Consider the following 20,584-nt stretch of genomic DNA (forward strand, 5'->3'; position numbering starts at 1 on the left):
GTCATTCTATTTTATGCAAATATTTTGGAAAAGGAAAACAGAAAAATGCTTTGGACATGCCAAAGCGACAACATTTTATTGCAGAAATTTTTCATACTCATAATACTCAGGATAAGATGCGAGCGTTTCTTGACACGATTCACAAATTGTTTTTATATATATATTTCCATTCTCATGAAAATGAATCATCTCTACTACTTCCTGCTCTGTTAGTTGAAATAAAACGTCGCTATATACTTTTTCTGCGTTAATGGAGCCTACATTACCTCCGCAGTGTCTGCAATAATAATACCCTTCCATACTAGCCTCCTAAAAATTCAATTACTACTAGTATGGGTAAAACAAAAGAGAAATATTCCCAATCTCATTTTTAACTATTGAAAGTATTCATGATTTGGAGAAAAGGCTTATTTAGCCACTCTTCACATGCATCCGCTGCTTTTTCAATAGAATGGTTAACATCCGGAATCTCTTCAGATGTAAAGCGTCCTAATACATAATCGACTACCTTCATTCCATTTTTCGGGCGATCGATTCCCATACGGATACGTTGAAATTCTTGTGTTCCTAGGTGCGAAATCGTTGACTTTACACCATTATGTCCACCAGCACTACCTTTCATGCGAAGACGCAATTTACCTACAGGAATGTCTAAATCGTCGTACATAACAACGAAGTCCTCAACATCAATTTTATAATAATCCATGAGTGGACGAATACTTTCCCCAGATAAATTCATATATGTTAGCGGCTTTAATAAGATTACCTTTTCTCCATTAACAAACCCTGCACCAAATACACCTTTAAATTTTTGTTCATTCAAAGAAATGTTCCAACGCTTCGCAAGTTCATCAATGGCCATAAATCCAATATTATGCCTTGTTAATTCATATTCTCTACCTGGGTTCCCAAGTCCTACTATCAATTTCATTCTTGTACCACTACTTTCTTTTTTCGATACGAAAAGACGTAACCAAAATTGGTTACGTCTCATTCTATCCAATTAATTGAATAATACACTCACAGATTCTTCTTCGTATACACGAATGATTGCTTCTCCAATTAATGGAGCAACTGAAAGTTCATGTACTTTGTCGATTTTCTTCTCTTCTGGTAATACGATAGAGTTCGTTACAACTAACTCTTTAATATTTGAATTTTGAATACGCTCAATTGCTGGGCCAGATAATACTGGGTGTGTACAGCAAGCATATACTTCAGAAGCACCGTTCTCAACAAGAGCGTTTGCTGCTAATGTAATTGTACCAGCTGTATCAATGATGTCATCAATTAAAATCGCTGTTTTGCCTTCAATATTACCGATAATGTTCATTACCTCTGATACGTTCGGACGAGGACGACGCTTATCAATAATAGCGATTGGCGCTTTTAGACGATCTGCCATTTTTCTTGCACGAGTTACACCACCATGATCAGGAGACACGATTACGATATCTTTAAGACCTTTTGTTTCAAAGTAATCAGAAAGAATCGGTACACCCATTAAGTGGTCGATTGGGATATCAAAGAACCCTTGAATTTGTGGAGCATGTAAATCTAGAGTGATTACACGAGTTGCACCTGCTGTTTCAAGCAAGTTTGCTACAAGTTTCGATGTAATTGGTTCACGAGAACGCGCTTTACGGTCTTGACGCGCATAACCATAATAAGGAATAACAATATTAATTGTTTTCGCAGATGCACGTTTTAATGCATCGATCATAATAAGTAATTCCATGATATGTTCGTTTACTGGGAAGCTTGTAGATTGAATAATGAATACATCGCAACCACGGATACTTTCTTCAATGTTAATTTGAACTTCTCCATCACTAAAACGATCAACAGAACATTTTCCTAGTCCTACTCCAATATGCTTTGCAATCTGCTCAGCAAGTTCCTTATTAGAGTTTAAAGAGAATACTTTCAAATTAGAATTTAGATATTGAGTCGACATCTAGATTAACCCTCCACATTATGATTTTTTCTTATTCAGCAATTGATCAACATAGTCTTCTTTGTTAACTTGACGTGCACGTGCTACCGATAATGCTTTTGATGGAACATTCTCTGTAATTGTAGAGCCTGCTGCCACATAAGCACCATCTTCAACTGTTACTGGAGCAACAAGGTTTGAATTACATCCAATAAATACCCCATTACCAATCACAGTTTTGAATTTATTCTTACCGTCATAGTTCACCGTAATTGAACCACAACCAAGATTCACGTCTTCTCCAACTTGTGCATCCCCGATATAACTCAAGTGTGAAGCTTTACTTCTATTACCAAAGACAGTTTTTTTGATTTCCACGAAGTTTCCAACGCGTACTTCGTCTCCAATAACTGAATCTGGGCGGATGTGTGCAAATGGACCAACCGATACTTCTGTACCAAGTTTACTATCATGTACAGTAGATTGACGAATTGTCGTACGATCTCCAATTTCACTATCACGAATTACTGTATGTGGTCCAATTTCACAATCAGAACCAATTACAGTGTTCCCCTCAATAATTGTTCCTGGATGAAGAACTGTATCACTACCGATAATTGCATCAGCAGAAATATAAGTGTTACTTGGATCAATAATTGTAACACCATTTACCATGTTCTTTCGGTTGATACGGTTTTTCATAATAATTTCCGCTTGCGATAGAGCGACTCTGTCGTTAACACCTAACGTTTCATCGAACTGCTCTGTTTGATAAGCTGATACGATATGACCTTCATTTTTTAAAATCTCAATAACATCTGGAAGGTAATATTCACCTTGTACGTTATCATTTGAAACTTTAGAAAGTGAAGCAAATAAAGCCTTATTATCAAAACAATACGTACCTGTATTGATTTCTTTAATAGCTAATTCTTTCTCATTTGCATCTTTATGCTCAACAATCTTTTCAACATGACCATTCTCATTACGAACAATACGGCCATATCCAGCAGGTTCTTCTATGTACGCTGTTAGCACCGTCGCCATTGCTCCCGCTTCTTTATGTTGCTGAAGTAATGCTTCCATCGTTTCAGCAGTTATTAGCGGCGTATCCCCACAAATAACTAAAGTTGTTCCTTCTTCATTTGCAAGTACACTTGCAGCTTGATCTACAGCATGTGCTGTACCAAGTTGTTCTGCTTGTAATGCAAACTCACTTACGTTTCCTAGCTGTTCTTGTACCATTTCAGCACCATGCCCAACAACCGTTACAAGTTTCTGCAATCCTAATTGAGATACTTGATCGACTACGTGTTGTACCATAGGTTTTCCACATACAGGATGCAGCACTTTGTATAGCTTAGACTTCATACGTGTGCCTTTACCTGCAGCTAGAATCACTGCAAATCTGTTTGACATATAGACCCTCCATCGCAACCTATTTATCCATTAAAGATATTATCCTAAATCATCATATATTTCAAGAAACACATTTTAACTATTAAATTTTACCATAATTCTTATAAGATGTTTTACTCTTTAGTATCTTTTTTAAGAAATAAGCTATACTATTTAAAATGATTTTGAAAAAATTAGTAGTTTCTTCTTTTTATGTTAATGAATTATGAAATTTTCAAATATAAAGCAAAAAAAAACAAACTCCTGTAAATGCTTACAGGAGTTTGCTACAAAATTATAAGGCTTTTCGTCAAAGCCCTTTTCATTCGAATTTTACGAAGCACCTGCTTCTTCAAACTCAACCTCTTCTAACTCGCCTAAACGATGATACTCTGTTAAAACCGCATCTTGAATTTTAGAGCGTGTACCAGAATTAATCGGATGTGCAATGTCACGGAACTCTCCATCTGGAGTACGTTTACTTGGCATTGCTACAAATAATCCATTATTACCATCAATTACACGAATATCATGAACAACAAATTCATGGTCCAAAGTAATAGAGGCAATTGCTCTCATGCGGCCTTCTGTGTTTACGCGGCGTAATCTTACGTCAGTCACTTCCATCTTGTGTTCACCACCCTTTTCTAAATAAGCGATATATTTGTATAAATTCCACAAATTTTCTATTTTCCCTTTAATTTTTTAAAAATTTTTAAGATAAAAATTTTTAATGTAGTTGAATATAGAGATTAGTGGAGGTTATCGCTTACAAAAGGTTACTTAACTAGGGCGATTACTTCAATTTCAACGGAAACATCTTTCGGTAATTTTGCTACTTGCACACAAGATCGAGCTGGTTTATGAGTAGAGAAATAAGAGCTATATACTTCATTCACAGCATTAAAATCATCCATGTCCTTTAAAAATACTGTTGTTTTTACGACTGTATCAAATGAAGCACCCGCTTCCTCTAATACCGCTTGTAAATTTTGAAATACTTGTTCTGTTTGTACTGTTACATCTCCTGTTACAAGCTCCCCATTTTTCGTTAATGGAATTTGTCCTGAGCTATAAAACATATTATTTACAATAATCCCTTGTGAGTAAGGTCCAATCGCTTGTGGTGCCTTGCTTGTTTGAACAACTTTCATACTTTTCACCCTTTTATTATTTATTTTACTCTTTAAAAATAGTGTACGAAAGGCAGTTTGTCCATCTATTTTATAATCTATAAATAAAATAAAAAAAGATAGAGCTATCTGCTCTACCTTTTATTCAGCCTCTACAAGCCCTTCATCAAATGGTGCAAGAGAATAATTCCCTTTTTCCACTTGAATCGTTTTTTCTTTCACATCAACTTCCGATAGACGAATTAATGATACAAAATTATTAATTAGTCGTTCTTCAATATCTGTGGATTCTACTAATACACCAATACCAACAACATTAGCCTTGAACTCTTCTAACATACTCATCATACCTTGAATCGTTCCACCAGCTTTCATGAAGTCATCAATAATTAAAACATTCGATCCTTCTGGAAGGCTGCGTTTTGCTAACGTCATTGTTTGAATTCGTTTAGAAGAACCCGACACATAGTTAATACTAACAGTCGGACCTTCTGTTACCTTATTATCTTTCCTTGCAATTACAACTGGTACATCTAAGTAATTTGCCACTGCATAAGCAAGTGGAATCCCTTTCGTTGCCACTGTCATAACCGCATCAATTGATTGCCTAGCAAAAACAGAAGCAAACAAACGACCTGCGCCATTAATATGGCGAGGATTACTCAATAAATCTGTCATGTATAAGTAACCGCCAGGCAAAATACGATCTGGGTTTTCAAATAAGCCACAAAGCTCATCAATAATTAGATCTGCCTCTTCTTCACTTATATACGGTATATATTTCACTCCTCCTGCTGCTCCTGGTATCGTTTGCAATGTGCCGACCCCTTGTTGCTCAAACGTTTGCTTAATAATAACTAAATCCTCACTAATGGAAGACTTAGCCGATTGATACCTTTCAGCAAAAAAAGTGAGAGATACTAGCTGACGAGGGTTTTGTAGCAAGTAATAAGTCATATCGACTAATCTTGTACTTCTTCTAATTTTCATACTCTCACCTCAAATCACGAATATTCTAAACAAATCATAACGTATTATACGTCTTTATTCAAGCGTTTCTCGCTCTCCTAATAAACGTACCGCATAGACCTGTTCACAAAATCCTTTTAATCCGTTATAAATGCGATGCATTCGAGAATCATGGTGTACAAGTCCAAATACAGTTGGACCACTTCCACTCATCAATACAGCATCCGCTCCGAATCGCTTCATCTGTGATTTAATACGTGCAACTTCAGGATGCATTCCAAATGTTACATCTTCTAAAACGTTACCAACAGTATCACAAATCCCTTTATAATCTCCAGAATTTATGACATCAACCATTTTATCTACATTTGGATGTGTAACTCGATTTAACTTTAAATTTCCATACACATCAGCAGTAGATACACCTATATGTGGTTTCGCTAAAATAACCCAACAAGAAGGCGGAGTCTTTATATGCTCAATTTTCTCTCCTCTTCCAGTGGCAATTGCTGTGCCGCCGTATACACAGAAAGATACATCTGATCCAATTTCTGCGCCAAGCTCTGCTAACTCATCAATTGTAAGCCCTAAATTCCATAATTTATTAAGACCACGTAATGTCGCTGCTGCATCACTACTTCCACCTGCTAATCCAGCTGCTACTGGAATCGTTTTTTCAATAGTAATAGATACACCTTTTTTTACATTAAACTTCTCTTTTAATAATTTCGCTGCCTGATAAGCTAAATTTCGTTGGTCGTCTGGGACATACCGATTATGGGATAAAATTTCAATACGGTCTTCTGCTAATTCCGTTAGTTCTAGACGATCTGCTAAATCAATGGTTGTCATAATCATTTTCACTTCATGATATCCGTCTTGTCTTTTTCCCAGTACATCTAACGACAGATTAATCTTTGCTGGTGCTTTCACTAGTAGCTTCAATCTATTCACCCACTCTATGTACTCAATCTTTTATCGTTTATTTTACCATAAATTTATAGTAAGACGATGACACTTCCCTAATTATAACGAAAAGCATTCAGAATGAAACTACTTATGTAAAATGATGGCACCTTTTAGAGTACAAAAAGCCGAGGAATGTCTCCTCGGCTACCGTAGCATAGAAAGTATCTTACAACTACTGGTTTCGTTTCATTAATTGCTGTTCTGCAATTTCTATAGCACGTTTCACCATGTTACCAGCATCTTTCGCACGAATTCCGCCCCATCCTTCTTTCTGAACAACATCATAAAAGCCAAGCTCTTTTGCTAGCTCTTCTTTAAATTGGTTTGACATGACACCTCTTCGTCTACTCAATGCAGAGTCCCTCCTTATTTTGCTACGGTATAGTTAGTATGCAAAATAATATAGCTTTTCATTTATGGAAATATATGTAATGATATACGGATTATAAAATGACCTCATCATGAGGGTCTCCATAAAATGTTAACTCTACTGTCTCTGTTAAAACATCTGCATAACTATAAGATACACGTTGCAACGCATCTTCTTGTTGATCCAATTGTACAACAAAAACAGAACGGTATGTTTCTGCTAGTACACCTGATTGCTCCACAGTTTTTCTTCTTCCACTATTTGCTTTTAACATAAGTCGCTGTCCAAGATGGTGATCTAATTCGCTTTTAATTTCATCTAAACGTTTTGACATATACTTCGCTACACCTCGCTGTAATTTAGATTGAACACTTAAAACACGATATATCTATCCTAATTATTAACCTCGATTCACAGCTAATATCATCTTGCGTTTGAATAGATAGAAGAAATACTATATTGTAAAAGTATCATTACGTAGTCTGTACGTTCTTGTCTCTTTTTATCCAAATTCATTTAAATCCTTCCATACAAAAAAGCAAGATACATATGTACCCTGCTTACTCTTCGTAATGTTGAAAAGGTAATCCCGTTCGTAAAATCCCTCTCGTTTCAATTCCACCTAGTCCCTTTTCACCAGTAATTGTATTACGTACGACATCCCATACATTGACTCTCTCCATAAATGAAGTAAAACTAATTTTACCAACTACATATACAGGATCTAGTGCATGAATATTAATTCTAGATGGTGAACTAGCGAAATTGGCCCCTGCACGAATTAGTGCCTCAAAGTGCGATTGACATGCCCCAGCAAAAATAACAAGTTGATCCAATGATGGATATTTTTTTCGCACTTCTCGAACAGCCTGTACAAAATGCCTTGAATGCCTATATGCCGCTAAATCTCCCTTCACTCCTTTCGATTTTGTATATGCATCATGCCCCGTAATAACGAGAATGTCTGGGCGAAAGTGATCTATTAAGTCTACTACCTTTTCATGCATCTCCGTTTCTTTACAATGAATACCTTGTACAGGAACGCCAATTTTGTTATATAAGTCTAAGCACTTGCGCAAATATAAAGGGTCTCCATCTATATGCAATACACGTCCCGGCATTTGAAAATAATTCACCTCACTTGTGTATCCACCAGTTGAAGTATGTTCATGCCTTTGTTTCATTAACACATAATCTTGTTGAAACAAACGATACGTGCGCTCCATTGTTTCTTTCTCACGCTTCACCCTTTTTTTATGTTCTCGTTGATCTATACTAATTAAATCTTCAAGTGGCGCATCCGCCACCAGTCTAATTTCCTCTCCAAACAATATAGCTATCTCGCCTTTTATTTCTATAATACGAAAAAGAATATCCCTCTTATGAGAATATCGTTCCACTAATTCTCCAACATGTAAAGCCATTCTCCTACCTCCAAACTCATTAGGCCATCTTACCTGTTTTTAAAATATGAATTTAGAGGGAGAAAGGTGACAAAAGGGACAGTTCAAGTTGAACTGTCCCTTTCATATTCTTATGATAATTTATGAAGAACCAATGCATTACTTAATGTTGCAAACTCTTCAATAGATAGCGTTTCGCCTCTTCGCTTTGGATCAATTCCTACTTCTGTTAAAATTCGATCCAATAATTCCTTATCTTTCGGGAAACCATTTAAATTATTTGATAAATTATTCATCAAAGTTTTACGGCGCTGTGCGAAACTTGCTCGTACTACTTCAAAGAAGAATGTTTCATCTGTCACCTCTACAACCGGTTTCGGACGCTTTAGAAGGCGAATAATTGCAGAATCAACATTTGGCTGTGGTACAAACACTGTACGCGGTACAGTCATAACTGTTTCAACTTCTGTATAATACTGAATAGCAATCGATAAAGAACCATACTCTTTCGTTCCAGGTTTAGCAGCTAAACGATCTCCAACTTCTTTTTGCATCATAACAACAAATCCACGAACTGGTAACTTTTCTTCAAGCAATTTAAATAAAATTGGCGTTGTAATATAGTATGGCAAGTTAGCTACTACCATTACATCTTGCCCTTCTTCAAATTGCTCATTAAATACTTCATGTACATCCGCTTTTAGTACGTCTTTATTAATAACTGTAACGTTACCATATGGTGCTAACGTCTCATCTAAAATTGGTAATAGTCTTTGATCAATTTCAAAAGCCACTACTTTTTTAGCACGCTTCGCTAATTGCTCTGTTAATGCACCGATACCTGGTCCAATTTCAATTGCACCACTTTCTGAACCAATTTCTGCATGATCGACAATACGATTTAATACATTTGTATCAATTAAAAAGTTTTGTCCTAAACTTTTTTTGAATGAAAATCCATACTTTTCAACAATGTCTTTTGTACGATTTGGCGTTGCGATATCCTTCATTTTTTTTCCTCCTGTATTACTTGCTTATAAGCTTCTCCAAATGATTCCTTTGAAACTTGAAACATCTGTAATCGTTTATGTAACTGTTTTGCATTTGTATAACCAATCTTTAATAGCTTACCCATTCTTTCTCTGCGGCTCTTTGCCATTTCTCCGCCCACTAAGCCTGCATCGACTAAATCACTCCAACTAATTTCACTTGTATAAGCTTCCATTTCTTCATGTATATTCTCTAGAGCACGGCGAATCGACTCATTAGAAGCATGTTCGATCCCAACTCCCTTTTTCCTTTTAGCAAGCGCTTCTTCCTTCGGTAAAAAGGCATGCTTACAGCCGGGAACCTTGTCAGAAATAATTTTTCGAATACGCTCTCCAGGATAATCTGGATCTGTGAAAATAATAACGCCCCTTTTTTGCTGCGCTAATTTAACTTGCTCAATAACATGATCACCGATTGCTGAACCGTTCGTTTCAATTGTATCCGCATCAACAGCACGCTTAATCGCAACTGTATCATCTTTACCTTCTACAACGATAATCTCTTTTATTTTCATGCTTGCCTCCACACTCGTTTCGTCTCTACTTAGTAAAACAAAAAAATGACGACTTTTCCATTATTATTTTCCTCATTCTTATATTTTAAAAAATAGAATAGAAAAATCTTTGTTCTCTGTCCTTATTGTAACACTTCATCATTCACATTTATTTTCTTCATCACTTCTACTAGTGTTTTTTCAAAATAAAAAAGAACAGGTTTCCCCATTCTTTTTTATTCAACACCAAATAAAGCTTTTGCATTTTTGGTTGTCATTTCTGCTACTTCCTCATAAGAAACACCTTTTAAATTCGCAATTTCTTCTGCTACGAGTTTTACATAACTCGGTTCATTTCGTTTCCCTCGAAATGGATGCGGCGTTAGATATGGACAATCCGTCTCTATTAACAATTTCTCTAATGGAATCTCCGTAGCAACCTCTTTCGGCTTTTTAGCGTTTTTAAATGTAACTGGTCCGCCTAACGAAATTAGAAAGTTCATATCAACACATCGCTCTGCTACTTCTACGCTGCCGCTAAAACAATGCATAATGCCTCCTACTTCAGCTGCATTCTCTTCTTCTAGAATATCAACAATATCTTGAGTTGCATCGCGATTATGTATAATAATCGGCAATTTCACTTTTTTCGCTAATGCAATTTGTTTACGAAATACTTCTTTCTGTATTTCTTTTGGAGACTTATCCCAATGATAATCTAAACCCATTTCTCCAAGTGCAACGACTTTAGGATGAGAAGCAAGTTCTTCTAACCAAGCTAAATGTTCTTCTGTCATGTCAATTGCATCAACTGGATGCCATCCAACCGCAGCGTAAATAAAATCATAAGCTTCAGCTAATTCCATCGCCTTTTTTATCGTTACTTCATCAAAACCAACAACAACTGTATAAGTAACTCCCGCTTCTTTCATTCGGGCAATAACTTCTTGCAAATCTTCTTCAAATTGCTCTGCATTCAAATGCGAATGTGTATCAAACAACATAATACATAACTCCTTTTATATTGAAATCAAGTTTATTCTACAAAAATAAGTTCTTTAATAACTTAACGATAACAATACTACAATCTTAATGCAAAAATAGAGAATGTAAAAAGAAAAAAGACGCTTCACACATGTTACACGTGAAACATCTCTTTTCTTGTCTTAATTACTTGATTTTTGTACCATTTGGTAGATTTTGGTCAATTGATGCTAATGACAATACACCATTCTCTTCACCCGCTAAAATCATACCTTGCGATAATTCACCGCGTAATTTTACAGGTTTTAAGTTTGTTACACAAATAACCTTTTTACCTTTTAGGTCTTCTGGCGAATAGAATTTTGCAATTCCAGAAACAACTTGACGCTTTTCTGTGCCTAAGTCTAGTTGAATTTTTAACAACTTGTCTGCTTTTTTCACAGGTTCAGCAGATAGTACTTCAGCTACGCGTAATTCTACTTTAAAGAAATCATCAATTGTAATTTCTTCTGCCTTCGGCTCTTCTTCTTTTTTCTCTTCTACTTTAGGGGCAGAGCTTTTCATTTGTTCTTTAATGTACTCTACTTCCACTTCTATTTCTAAACGAGGGAAAATTGGGTTTCCTTTTTCTACTTTTGTTCCAGCTGGAATACAGCCAATTGTAGATAGACTTTCCCAAGATTTATGAGCCTCATCAGTAAGGCCAAGCTGAGCAAACATCTTGCTTGGTGCTACTGTTAAGAATGGCATAAGCATAATACCTGTTTGACGAAGTACTTCTGCTAAATGAGCCATTACGGAAGCTAACTTTTCACGATCATTCTCATCTTTTGCTAATACCCATGGTTGTGTTTCATCAATATATTTATTCGTACGACTAACCAATTGCCAAATAGATCCTAACGCTACAGAGAACTCCATATTCTCCATTGCTTCTTCTACTTTTTTCAAAGTATCTTGTGCAAACGCTACTAACGTTTCATCAAATTCTGTTACATTTGCTTTAAATGCAGGGATTTCTCCGTTAAAGTACTTATCAATCATAGCTACTGTACGATTTAATAAATTACCTAAGTCATTTGCTAAGTCGAAATTAATACGCTCCACAAATCCTTCTGGTGTAAATACGCCATCAGATCCAAATGGAACTTCACGAAGTAAGTAATAACGTAATGCATCCAATCCATAACGATCGATTAATGTAACTGGATCTACTACGTTTCCTTTTGACTTACTCATCTTTCCATCCTTCATTAAAATCCAGCCATGAGCAAAGACTTTCTTTGGAAGAGGTAAATCTAATGCCATTAAAATTATCGGCCAATAAATTGTATGGAAACGAACGATTTCTTTCCCAACTAAATGCACATCTGCAGGCCAGAATTTTTTATATTTCTCTTCATTTGCTGTTCCATAACCTAACGCCGTAATATAGTTAGATAATGCGTCAACCCATACGTAAATAACGTGTTTTGGGTTACCAGGAACACGAACTCCCCAGTCAAATGAAGTACGAGAAACTGCTAAATCTTCTAATCCTGGTTTAATAAAATTATTAATCATTTCATTTTTACGAGACTCCGGCTGAATGAAATGTGGATTATCTTCATAGAACTTTAATAGTCTGTCGACATATTTACCCATTCTAAAGAAATAAGATTCTTCACGAACAAGTTCTACATCATGACCACTATCTGGACTTTTTCCTCCAACTACTTTGTCACCTTCCATAATTGGATCTACTAATTGGTGCTCTGTATAGAACGTCTCATCTTGTACAGAATACCAACCTTCATATTCATCAAGATAAATGTCACCTTGATCTACTAATTGCTTAAAGATTTTTTCGACAACATCTTTATGACGATCTTCAGTTGTACGAATAAAATCATCATAAGAAATATCCATCTTCTCCCAAAGCTCTTTAATTCCTGCAACAATATTATCAACATATGCCTGTGGCGTAATATTTAACTCTTCTGCTTTCTTTTGGATCTTCTGTCCATGCTCATCAGTTCCTGTTAAATAATGCACATTATATCCTTGCATACGCTTATATCGTGCCATTGCATCTCCTGCTACTGTCGTATAAGCATGTCCAATGTGTAATTTTCCACTTGGATAATAAATTGGGGTAGTAATATAAAAGGACTTATTTTCCTCTGTCATTGTTTTGGACCTCCCGAATAACCTCATATGTATTTATAAACAGTATATCAAAAACTCATATATAAAGTGAAACTTTAATCAGTGGGGTTTTTCTTCATCCCCACTGATTATTAGCCCACATCAATCGGGCTTTTACGAGCAGCCCGAATCTCACTTATCTTCTTTAAGCCAACCTAATTTTGAATTCTGGGTCTTAATGCTCGATATCTTTATCATCTATTGCTCATATTTCAAAAAAATATACAATCTCCACTTGGAATTTGTTATTTTTTTCTGAAAATATTGTAAATAATTGTGGAATTTCCTCTCAATCTATTATATATAAGAAATAAGAAATCTATAAATCTTTTTAAAAAATATAGAATTTAAGAATTGACGGAAATGTAAATGATTGGTATCATATGTCCATAGGGTATTTTATCGAAAAATGACGAATCTAAAAATAGACTCGAAACTTATAAACTATTTATTTAGGAGGAAAAAAATTATGAAATCTACTGGTATTGTTCGTAAAGTTGATGAATTAGGTCGTGTAGTAATTCCAATCGAATTACGCCGTACTTTAGGTATTGCAGAAAAGGACGCTCTTGAAATCTATGTTGATGACGAAAAAATCATCTTAAAGAAATATAAACCAAACATGACTTGCCAAGTAACTGGTGAAGTATCTGACGGTAACCTTTCTTTAGCTGAAGGTAAAATCATCTTAAGCAAAGAAGGCGCTGAGCAAATCTTAAACGAACTTCAAGATTATATCGAAACAGCAAAATAAGCTTCTCAATTATGAGAAGCTTATTTTTTATCGACATGATAGATTTGATATACATCTCTTTTCGACAAATCTCGATCTTTAGCGACTGTTTTAATCGCTTCTTTTGAATTCATACCTTTTTCATTTATATAGTGTTCAATATGATCATATACTGAAAGAGATTCCCACCATTGTTCTTCTGGAGCAGGTTCTTCTGTTGAACCAGCTACTAAAATACAAAACTCACCACGTACTTCATTTTGCTTCGTCCACTCAATTGCTTCTTGAATTGTCCCTCGAATAAATTCCTCAAATTTTTTCGTTAACTCTCGACACAATACAATCTCTCTATTTCCCAACACTTCCTGCATCGAAATTAAAGTATCATCTAAACGATGAGGCGCTTCATAAAACATCATTGTAGTTTGTACATAACGAAGCTTTTCTAACTCCATCTTCCGTTCCTTTTTGTTTCTCTGCAAGAAACCATAGAAATAAAACTGCTTTGTTTCAAGACCGGATGCAATTAATGCTGTAAGGGCTGCATTTGCTCCAGGAAGCGGAATTACATGATATTGCTCAGCTACTGCCTCAACAACAATATCGTAACCCGGATCAGAAATACACGGCATACCAGCGTCACTAACAAGTGCTACATTCTTTCCATTCTCTAACTTCTCTAATATTCTCTTTCCACTTACTTCTTTATTATGCTCATGATAACTCGTGACAGGTGTTTCAATTTCAAAATAATTACAAAGTTTTTTCGTTTGTCTCGTATCTTCAGCAGCAATTAAATCAACTTCTTTTAAAATTCGGATTGCACGAAATGTCATATCTTCTAAATTTCCAATAGGAGTTGGTACTAAATATAAAACTCCCTTTTCATTTTGTTGAAAGCTTTTTTGTTGCCACATAGCGTTCTCCTTTTTGCATATATGCCTCTTTTTGTTTTCTCGTTAATTGCTTAAAGTAATACTCCGCTTGCATAGCTGTACGTTTATCATCATGGGTCTCTACATATTTTAAAACGACAGGAAGCCTGACGCGTGTATACTTAGCTCCTTTGCCGCTATTATGAGTCTGTATTCGTTTTTCTATATGGTTTGTATATCCAGCATAATAACTTCCATCAGAGCACTCTACCACATAAAAAAAATGCTTATTCTTCTCCATATAAAATTGAACGTATCTCCTTTGTATATTCGTTATTGTTCTCATATACAACGAGAGGTGGTAAAATTTTTAAATCTGCATTTCCATCCTTAATTCCTTCAATTAACAATGTATTTGCTTCTTTTCCAACCTTAGGATAAACAAATCGCACACGCTTTGGTTCAATTTTATATTTACGCATTAATGTGACAATGTCGAGTAATCGCCCTGGACGATGTACAAACGCCACTTTCCCACCTTGTTTTACTAACTGACTACTTGCAGATACAACATCTTCTAATGTACACATAATTTCATGACGAGCTATCGCTAAATGTTCATTCATATTTTTCTCTGAAGTTTGAGGTGTTTGAAAATATGGTGGATTACATGTAACAACATCATATTGATGACGTCCGAGTTTCTCTGGCATATCTTTCAAATCTCCATGTATGAGGTGAATTCTTTCTTCCAGCCCATTATATTGAACACTTCTTACTCCCATATCATATAAGCGTTCTTGAATTTCCACACCAGTAATCTTTCCTTTTGTTCTTGTACTTAATAGAAGGGGGACAACTGCGTTACCTGTACACAAATCAAGTAAATTTCCCTTTTGAATTGGTACCCATGCAAAATCTGCTAGTAAAACAGCATCTAAAGAAAAATTAAATACTGATGGGCTTTGTATAATCTTCATGTCTTGCGCTAATAAGTAATCTAAACGTTCATCTTCATATAAATTCATATACTGCTCCTTTTCTTACCCTTAACCTACCCTATTTCATGTATAAAAAATTACCTTTCCAATTATAATTGGAAAGGTAATTTCACTTTTTATTTAAGAATGACAGACAGAACAAACAATCTCCCTCTTTACGTACACTTCCATAATGTAGATTGCAAATATGAAAACCTTCTTGATACAGTCTCGCTAAATTGTCATAGCCTTCACCAATATCTGTCTTGGGCTTCACTTCTTTACGCTTTTGAGTTTTTTGTTTTTCTTTATTCTGCACTTCTTCAAAACGGTGTCGCAAATTGTTATTTTCCATTTTTATATGCTGGTTTTCTTCCAACAACTCTGCAAGATGCTGTTTTAACTCTCCCAACTGTTTGTATAAATGTCCAATTTGCTCTTCCATACTAGAAACCGATTCAAAAATATCTTTTTTCTCCACAAGCACCCACCTCATTAATCTGTGGTTTGACTCGAAACGACCCCTTTATTCACTAACTCATCTAACGTATATTCTACTATCCGTTCCTTGTCTACTAGTTCCACTTGAATTAATCTTTCTAAAATATTTAATCCGATCACACGGCCAGTACCATGCGGGGTTTGTATACGTTGATCTAAATCAGGAAGTTGTTCCTTTGCTGCCTCATATTCATCATTCTCATATTTTAAGCAACACATTAAGCGACCACATAAACCAGAGATTTTTGCAGGATTTAATGATAAATTTTGATCCTTTGCCATTTTAATGGATACAGGTTCAAAATCTCCTAAAAAAGTAGAACAACAAAGCATACGACCACATGGACCAATACCACCTAGCATCTTCGCTTCATCACGAACACCAATTTGTCTTAGTTCAATTCTTGTTCTAAAAATTGCCGCTAAGTCCTTCACTAGTTCGCGGAAATCAATCCGACCATCCGCAGTAAAATAGAAAATAATCTTATTACGATCGAATGTATACTCTACATCTACAAGTTTCATATCAAGATTATGCTCTACTACCTTTTGCTGACAGACTTGATATGCTTCTTTTGCAGCATGTTTGTTCTCTTCAACAATGGTACGATCATTTTCATTTGCAATACGAATAACCTTTTTTAGCGGTAATACAACGTCGTTTTCATCAACTTGCTTTTTGGTAATAACTACTTTTCCGTATTCAATACCTCTTACCGTTTCTACAATAACAAACTCATTTTCAGAGATATCGAACTGATTTGGATCAAAGTAATATACCTTTCCGGCCTTCTTAAAGCGAACACCTACTACATCATACAAAACGGTCATCCCTCCTGCAACCGCAACACTAACTGTTCGAACACAAGCTGCGCATTTACATTAGCGTTGATTCTATTTTTTGCCTCTAATATATTAAAGAGAGCTGATACAATGCGCTTCTGAGCATAGGAAAACGATTCAAACATCTCTTTCTGCTCATGAAAAACAAGACGATCTTCTTCTCCAAGTTGAACATATAGTAAATCCTTATAAATAAGGAGTAACATATCTAACCCTTGCTGTAATTGTTCTTTCTCTCCAAAGTGTTTTCCCCATTTTTCTTGTACAAAAAAAATAGAGGTTTTATCTTTTTCGAGCGCTTCACATAATTTTATCACTAAAGCTCGTGCTTGTGCAAACCATTCATCACTACATAAAGCTAAAGCTTCATCAAAACTATTTGTGAGTTGAGCAGCAAGTGTCGATAAAGATGCTGTAATACCTTCTTCCTGTAATCTTCTAATTAAAGATTCTGTAGGTAACGGTCTAAACGTAACAACTTGGCAACGAGATAAAATCGTATTTAAAATTTGATGACTTTGTTCAGTAAGTAAAATAGCGGTTGTATCACTACTTGGTTCTTCTAAAAATTTCAAAAGTGTATTTGCCGCATTTGCCGTCATACGATCTGCGTGCTCAATAATATATAATTTTTTATTTGCCTCTAATCCTGTTTTTGAAAACTCTTCTTGTAAATCATGAATTTGCTGCTTCTTAATAGATAATCCGTCTGGTTTTACAATATGTAAGTTAGGGTGGTTACCTGAATCAATTCGCTTACAATTTGTGCATACATGACAGGGCTCTACTCCATTCCGCTGAGAACAGAGGAAACTCTTTGCCATTTGAATTGCTGTCGCAAACTTTCCCGTACCTTTCCCTCCCTCTAACAAGTAAGCGTGGGATATACGCTCTTTTGCAATGCTATTCATCAACATTTTTACACCGATGGGTTGTATAGCAGAAAGCTGCTCCCACGTCTTCATCATAATGCATACCTCACTTATTTCATTCTTTCCTTCTATTATAACAATTTATCTTCTATAATCTGAACAACTTCTTCTATAAGTTTTTCCATCGGCTGATCAGCATTTACCAATACAATACGCTCCGAGAAACGTTCTACAACTTGTAAATACCCTTCGCGCACACGTTTATGGAAAGAGATATCTTCCATATCTAGTCGATTTACTTCACGTCCTGCATCTTTTTCAATCCGAGCCAAGCCAACCTCAGGCTCAATGTCTAGATAAATTGTTAAACTAGGCATACAGTCCTCTGTTGCGAAACGATTTATTTCAAATACCTTATCCATACCCAATCCTCTTGCATAGCCTTGATATGCTAAAGAACTATCTATAAAACGATCACATAACACGAGATAGTTCTCATTAAGTGCTGGCATAACTTTTTCTACTAAATGTTGTCTGCGCGCAGCAGCATAAAGAAGCGCTTCTGTACGTGCTTCCATCATCGTATATTCTTGTTTATGTAAAATCGTCCTAATGTCCTCAGAAATTGCAATACCACCTGGTTCCCTTGTCGCCATTACCTTTTGTGCTTTTTGTTCAAAATATGGCAATAAGCTTTTAATTAACGTTGTTTTACCTGAACCTTCTGGGCCTTCAATTGTTACAAATAATCCCTTCATCCTAAAACCTACTTTCTATGTCATACACTTTCATATATTTCGTATTACCTTGAAAACGAGCTCCTGCTCTCTCTAAATACATAATTTGCTCTTTATGCTCTGAAGTAATTCTCTCTCCATACATAACCAATGGAATCCCAGGTGGATACGGAATCACCATTTCCGCCGCTATCATTCCAACAGCCTCTTCTATAGATACTATCCTTGTTCCATATCTTTCTAGTTGTTTATACGTATACGGCAACGGAGAGAATTTACCTTTATAAGTATAACGAATAGATTCCCTCTTGTCTTTCACGTCATAATGTTGCAATGCTACTCGGATCATCTCTATAACCTTCATATACCCCTCATTTGCTTGCAGGGGTAAAATAAATAGGACATTGTACGGATCAGCCATCTCTGTATATATACCGACCTTTTCAAATACGGACTGTAATTCGTACCCTGATAACTGACAACGAGTTTGTACGGTAACCTTTAACTCGTCTTGCAACGGATATTCTAAAATGGCGATTTGGGGAATAGAACGTAACCGTTCCTTAAATCTCCGTAAAAACTCAACAATTTCACCATGACCTTCTTCTTTTATACGCGCCATTGTAAAGCGTGCTATATCCAAGGAAGCCATAATTGGATACGATGGACTACTAGATTGTAGCATACTTAAATAAGTAGTAACCTTCTCTTCGTCTACTAAGTGACTATTTATATGTAAATAGGAACCCATTGTCATTGCGGGTAATGTCTTATGTGCAGAATGAACTACAATATCTGCACCATATGTTAACGCTGATTTCGGGAATGGTTCTCCTAAACAAAGATGTGCCCCATGTGCCTCATCTATCAAAACAGGGATTTCATGTGCATGTGCAAAAGCGATGCTTGCCTTTAAATCCATCCCCATACCATAATAATTAGGATGCGTTAGAATGAGTGCTTTCGCATTTGGATATTTTCCAATTGCTTTCTTAATAATTTCATTACGAACTCCCACTGGTACATTATAAGTTTCATCAATCCATGGATCTAAAAAAATGGGATTTGCTCCCGCTAGTTTTAAACCATTAATAATTGATTTATGACAATTTCTTTGTACAAGAACAATATCATGTTCCCCACAACAAGACAAAATCATCGCTAAGTTCCCGACTGTTGAACCATTAATTAAAAAATAACTTTTCTTTGTATCATACACTTCAGCCAATAATTGTTGTGCCTCATCTATACATTCAAACGGACTATGCAAATCATCTAGTCCTGCTAACTCAGTTACATCAATAGATAGAATATCTTTAAACTCTCTTATTGCCTTCTGAGGGAAGTTTAAACCATTCTTATGACCTGGGACATGAAAGGATAACGGCCCTCTTTCTTTAAACTCGATTAACGCCTCATATAAAGGCATATGATTTTGATTCATCTACATCTCTTCCTTATTATTCATTCTCCATCTATTATACAGAACAAAAAAAATAATAGGCATATGCCTATTTAAAAATATGATACTTCTAATTTTCGAAGTTGCTTTAAATAATGTATATATTTCGGATCATCTGTCTCTGTATTCACCATATCCTTTTCACATTCATAACATATTAAATTATTATAAACATATATACCTTCTTTTCTTTTTGTCTCACAAACAATACAAACTTCACTTTGTAATTTCATAACCTTCCCTCCCTATTTAAGTGAACCTATTTTATACTTCTAATCCTTAACAATTTCCAGAAAAATATACACCCATCTCTTATATAATATGATTAACTCTTGGGCAACGTGTTTGTATTACCATTACTTCTTTCCCATTCTTTTTAACAATACAAAAAAACACAAGTCAAAAGACTTGTGTTTTTAGTTGCTTGGCGACGTCCTACTCTCACAGGGACAAGGTCCCAACTACCATCGGCGCTAGAGAGCTTAACTTCCGTGTTCGGTATGGGAACGGGTGTGACCTCTCTGCCATCATCACCAAACTATGAAGGCATATTCCTTCAAAACTAGATAACATTGCTTCATATTATATGGTTAAGTCCTCGATCTATTAGTATTCGTCAGCTCCACATGTCACCATGCTTCCACCTCGAACCTATCAACCTGATCATCTTTCAGGGATCTTACTAGCTT

25 protein-coding genes and 2 rRNA genes are annotated in these 20,584 nt (G+C 35.6%); 1 reads left to right on the top strand and 26 read right to left on the bottom strand.

The window, feature by feature from the left end; translation table 11 throughout:
• Positions 1–75: 75 nt before the first annotated feature.
• The 15 genes from ACS2FK_RS28465 to metG form a co-directional block, all read right to left on the bottom strand.
• Positions 76–300, bottom strand: a complete 225-nt coding sequence (locus ACS2FK_RS28465) for an anti-sigma-F factor Fin family protein (protein WP_000399438.1) — start codon at positions 298–300, stop codon at positions 76–78.
• Between the two features lie 70 nt (positions 301–370).
• Entirely contained in the window at positions 371–931 is a 561-nt protein-coding gene (pth, locus tag ACS2FK_RS28470) for an aminoacyl-tRNA hydrolase (protein WP_000767702.1), read from the bottom strand.
• 72 nt (positions 932–1,003) lie between these two features.
• A complete protein-coding gene (locus tag ACS2FK_RS28475; protein WP_000107420.1) occupies positions 1,004–1,957 on the bottom strand; it encodes a ribose-phosphate diphosphokinase in 954 nt (317 codons plus the stop codon).
• Positions 1,958–1,975: 18 nt separating this feature from the next.
• The gene (glmU, locus tag ACS2FK_RS28480) at positions 1,976–3,355 is read right to left on the bottom strand and encodes a bifunctional UDP-N-acetylglucosamine diphosphorylase/glucosamine-1-phosphate N-acetyltransferase GlmU (protein WP_000071039.1); all 1,380 of its coding nucleotides are present in this window, start codon (positions 3,353–3,355) and stop codon (positions 1,976–1,978) included.
• Between the two features lie 312 nt (positions 3,356–3,667).
• A complete protein-coding gene (spoVG, locus tag ACS2FK_RS28485; protein ID WP_000454041.1) occupies positions 3,668–3,961 on the bottom strand; it encodes a septation regulator SpoVG in 294 nt (97 codons plus the stop codon).
• A 152-nt stretch (positions 3,962–4,113) separates the two neighbouring features.
• Positions 4,114–4,488 carry a RidA family protein gene (locus ACS2FK_RS28490; RefSeq protein ID WP_000869824.1) on the bottom strand — a complete coding sequence of 125 codons (375 nt, stop codon included), beginning with the start codon at positions 4,486–4,488 and terminating at the stop codon, positions 4,114–4,116.
• A gap of 120 nt (positions 4,489–4,608) precedes the next feature.
• Positions 4,609–5,457: a pur operon repressor gene (gene purR, locus ACS2FK_RS28495; RefSeq protein WP_000702467.1), complete on the bottom strand. Its 849-nt coding sequence runs from the start codon at positions 5,455–5,457 to the stop codon at positions 4,609–4,611.
• 54 nt (positions 5,458–5,511) lie between these two features.
• Positions 5,512–6,381, bottom strand: a complete 870-nt coding sequence (gene ispE / locus ACS2FK_RS28500) for a 4-(cytidine 5'-diphospho)-2-C-methyl-D-erythritol kinase (protein ID WP_000772104.1) — start codon at positions 6,379–6,381, stop codon at positions 5,512–5,514.
• Positions 6,382–6,577: 196 nt separating this feature from the next.
• Positions 6,578–6,757, bottom strand: a complete 180-nt coding sequence (sspF, locus tag ACS2FK_RS28505) for an acid-soluble spore protein SspF (RefSeq protein WP_002094215.1) — start codon at positions 6,755–6,757, stop codon at positions 6,578–6,580.
• Between the two features lie 91 nt (positions 6,758–6,848).
• On the bottom strand, positions 6,849–7,109 hold the full coding sequence (gene veg / locus ACS2FK_RS28510; RefSeq protein WP_000044346.1) for a biofilm formation stimulator Veg: 261 nt from the start codon (positions 7,107–7,109) through the stop codon (positions 6,849–6,851).
• Positions 7,110–7,335: 226 nt separating this feature from the next.
• Entirely contained in the window at positions 7,336–8,199 is an 864-nt protein-coding gene (yabG, locus tag ACS2FK_RS28515) for a sporulation peptidase YabG (RefSeq protein WP_001173734.1), read from the bottom strand.
• Between the two features lie 110 nt (positions 8,200–8,309).
• Entirely contained in the window at positions 8,310–9,188 is an 879-nt protein-coding gene (gene rsmA, locus ACS2FK_RS28520) for a 16S rRNA (adenine(1518)-N(6)/adenine(1519)-N(6))-dimethyltransferase RsmA (RefSeq protein WP_000651548.1), read from the bottom strand.
• Positions 9,185–9,742 carry a ribonuclease M5 gene (gene rnmV, locus ACS2FK_RS28525; protein ID WP_000692837.1) on the bottom strand — a complete coding sequence of 186 codons (558 nt, stop codon included), beginning with the start codon at positions 9,740–9,742 and terminating at the stop codon, positions 9,185–9,187. The genes rsmA and rnmV overlap by 4 nt, the downstream gene beginning before the upstream one ends.
• A 215-nt stretch (positions 9,743–9,957) precedes the next feature.
• A complete protein-coding gene (locus ACS2FK_RS28530; RefSeq protein WP_000895840.1) occupies positions 9,958–10,725 on the bottom strand; it encodes a TatD family hydrolase in 768 nt (255 codons plus the stop codon).
• 166 nt (positions 10,726–10,891) lie between these two features.
• A complete protein-coding gene (gene metG / locus ACS2FK_RS28535) occupies positions 10,892–12,874 on the bottom strand; it encodes a methionine--tRNA ligase (RefSeq protein ID WP_000134131.1) in 1,983 nt (660 codons plus the stop codon).
• Positions 12,875–13,361: 487 nt separating this feature from the next.
• Between metG and ACS2FK_RS28540 the strand changes: the two genes are divergently transcribed.
• On the top strand, positions 13,362–13,646 hold the full coding sequence (locus tag ACS2FK_RS28540) for an AbrB/MazE/SpoVT family DNA-binding domain-containing protein (protein ID WP_000843036.1): 285 nt from the start codon (positions 13,362–13,364) through the stop codon (positions 13,644–13,646).
• 20 nt (positions 13,647–13,666) lie between these two features.
• On the opposite strand, the gene rsmI is transcribed toward ACS2FK_RS28540, so the two are convergent.
• From rsmI to ACS2FK_RS28595, 11 genes are all read right to left on the bottom strand, one after another.
• Positions 13,667–14,542, bottom strand: coding sequence for a 16S rRNA (cytidine(1402)-2'-O)-methyltransferase (gene rsmI, locus ACS2FK_RS28545; protein ID WP_063546183.1), 876 nt, complete (start codon positions 14,540–14,542; stop codon positions 13,667–13,669).
• Complete coding sequence (locus ACS2FK_RS28550; RefSeq protein ID WP_000414350.1) at positions 14,511–14,801, bottom strand: GIY-YIG nuclease family protein; 291 nt, start codon at positions 14,799–14,801, stop codon at positions 14,511–14,513. Before ACS2FK_RS28550 ends, rsmI begins: the two co-directional genes overlap by 32 nt.
• Positions 14,788–15,528 (bottom strand): tRNA1(Val) (adenine(37)-N6)-methyltransferase, encoded by a 741-nt coding sequence (locus ACS2FK_RS28555; protein ID WP_001055355.1) that lies wholly within the window; start codon positions 15,526–15,528, stop codon positions 14,788–14,790. Before ACS2FK_RS28555 ends, ACS2FK_RS28550 begins: the two co-directional genes overlap by 14 nt.
• Before the next feature lie 82 nt (positions 15,529–15,610).
• Positions 15,611–15,961: a DNA replication initiation control protein YabA gene (gene yabA / locus ACS2FK_RS28560; RefSeq protein ID WP_000412063.1), complete on the bottom strand. Its 351-nt coding sequence runs from the start codon at positions 15,959–15,961 to the stop codon at positions 15,611–15,613.
• A gap of 14 nt (positions 15,962–15,975) precedes the next feature.
• Positions 15,976–16,803: a PSP1 domain-containing protein gene (locus ACS2FK_RS28565; protein ID WP_000272429.1), complete on the bottom strand. Its 828-nt coding sequence runs from the start codon at positions 16,801–16,803 to the stop codon at positions 15,976–15,978.
• Between the two features lie 5 nt (positions 16,804–16,808).
• Positions 16,809–17,792, bottom strand: a complete 984-nt coding sequence (gene holB / locus ACS2FK_RS28570; RefSeq protein ID WP_000978578.1) for a DNA polymerase III subunit delta' — start codon at positions 17,790–17,792, stop codon at positions 16,809–16,811.
• A gap of 35 nt (positions 17,793–17,827) precedes the next feature.
• Positions 17,828–18,454 carry a dTMP kinase gene (tmk, locus tag ACS2FK_RS28575; RefSeq protein WP_000677220.1) on the bottom strand — a complete coding sequence of 209 codons (627 nt, stop codon included), beginning with the start codon at positions 18,452–18,454 and terminating at the stop codon, positions 17,828–17,830.
• 1 nt (position 18,455) lies between these two features.
• Entirely contained in the window at positions 18,456–19,877 is a 1,422-nt protein-coding gene (locus tag ACS2FK_RS28580; RefSeq protein WP_063546179.1) for an aminotransferase class I/II-fold pyridoxal phosphate-dependent enzyme, read from the bottom strand.
• A gap of 71 nt (positions 19,878–19,948) precedes the next feature.
• Positions 19,949–20,128, bottom strand: coding sequence for a sigma factor G inhibitor Gin (locus tag ACS2FK_RS28585; RefSeq protein WP_000776279.1), 180 nt, complete (start codon positions 20,126–20,128; stop codon positions 19,949–19,951).
• Between the two features lie 189 nt (positions 20,129–20,317).
• Positions 20,318–20,433, bottom strand: a 5S ribosomal RNA gene (gene rrf / locus ACS2FK_RS28590).
• A 48-nt stretch (positions 20,434–20,481) separates the two neighbouring features.
• A 23S ribosomal RNA gene (locus ACS2FK_RS28595) occupies positions 20,482–20,584 on the bottom strand; the annotation flags it as partial.

It is taken from the genome of Bacillus cereus group sp. BceL220 (genome assembly GCF_051776965.1).
In the GTDB taxonomy this organism is placed as follows: domain Bacteria; phylum Bacillota; class Bacilli; order Bacillales; family Bacillaceae_G; genus Bacillus_A; species Bacillus_A cereus.

Excerpts from the sequence above, each read along its gene's own strand:
- ACS2FK_RS28580 (WP_063546179.1), bottom strand. The coding sequence starts at position 19,877 with ATGAATCAAAATCATATGCCTTTATATGAGGCGTTAATCGAGTTTAAA.
- ACS2FK_RS28465 (WP_000399438.1), bottom strand. The coding sequence starts at position 300 with ATGGAAGGGTATTATTATTGCAGACACTGCGGAGGTAATGTAGGCTCC.
- ACS2FK_RS28550 (WP_000414350.1), bottom strand. The coding sequence starts at position 14,801 with ATGGAGAAGAATAAGCATTTTTTTTATGTGGTAGAGTGCTCTGATGGA.
- metG (WP_000134131.1), bottom strand. The coding sequence starts at position 12,874 with ATGACAGAGGAAAATAAGTCCTTTTATATTACTACCCCAATTTATTAT.
- ACS2FK_RS28530 (WP_000895840.1), bottom strand. The coding sequence starts at position 10,725 with ATGTTGTTTGATACACATTCGCATTTGAATGCAGAGCAATTTGAAGAA.
- ACS2FK_RS28540 (WP_000843036.1), top strand. The coding sequence starts at position 13,362 with ATGAAATCTACTGGTATTGTTCGTAAAGTTGATGAATTAGGTCGTGTA.
- veg (WP_000044346.1), bottom strand. The coding sequence starts at position 7,109 with ATGTCAAAACGTTTAGATGAAATTAAAAGCGAATTAGATCACCATCTT.
- spoVG (WP_000454041.1), bottom strand. The coding sequence starts at position 3,961 with ATGGAAGTGACTGACGTAAGATTACGCCGCGTAAACACAGAAGGCCGC.
- rsmI (WP_063546183.1), bottom strand. The coding sequence starts at position 14,542 with ATGTGGCAACAAAAAAGCTTTCAACAAAATGAAAAGGGAGTTTTATAT.
- ACS2FK_RS28555 (WP_001055355.1), bottom strand. The coding sequence starts at position 15,528 with ATGAATTTATATGAAGATGAACGTTTAGATTACTTATTAGCGCAAGAC.
- ACS2FK_RS28585 (WP_000776279.1), bottom strand. The coding sequence starts at position 20,128 with ATGAAATTACAAAGTGAAGTTTGTATTGTTTGTGAGACAAAAAGAAAA.
- holB (WP_000978578.1), bottom strand. The coding sequence starts at position 17,792 with ATGATGAAGACGTGGGAGCAGCTTTCTGCTATACAACCCATCGGTGTA.
- ACS2FK_RS28475 (WP_000107420.1), bottom strand. The coding sequence starts at position 1,957 with ATGTCGACTCAATATCTAAATTCTAATTTGAAAGTATTCTCTTTAAAC.
- yabG (WP_001173734.1), bottom strand. The coding sequence starts at position 8,199 with ATGGCTTTACATGTTGGAGAATTAGTGGAACGATATTCTCATAAGAGG.
- pth (WP_000767702.1), bottom strand. The coding sequence starts at position 931 with ATGAAATTGATAGTAGGACTTGGGAACCCAGGTAGAGAATATGAATTA.
- purR (WP_000702467.1), bottom strand. The coding sequence starts at position 5,457 with ATGAAAATTAGAAGAAGTACAAGATTAGTCGATATGACTTATTACTTG.
- rsmA (WP_000651548.1), bottom strand. The coding sequence starts at position 9,188 with ATGAAGGATATCGCAACGCCAAATCGTACAAAAGACATTGTTGAAAAG.
- ACS2FK_RS28490 (WP_000869824.1), bottom strand. The coding sequence starts at position 4,488 with ATGAAAGTTGTTCAAACAAGCAAGGCACCACAAGCGATTGGACCTTAC.
- rnmV (WP_000692837.1), bottom strand. The coding sequence starts at position 9,742 with ATGAAAATAAAAGAGATTATCGTTGTAGAAGGTAAAGATGATACAGTT.
- glmU (WP_000071039.1), bottom strand. The coding sequence starts at position 3,355 with ATGTCAAACAGATTTGCAGTGATTCTAGCTGCAGGTAAAGGCACACGT.
- tmk (WP_000677220.1), bottom strand. The coding sequence starts at position 18,454 with ATGAAGGGATTATTTGTAACAATTGAAGGCCCAGAAGGTTCAGGTAAA.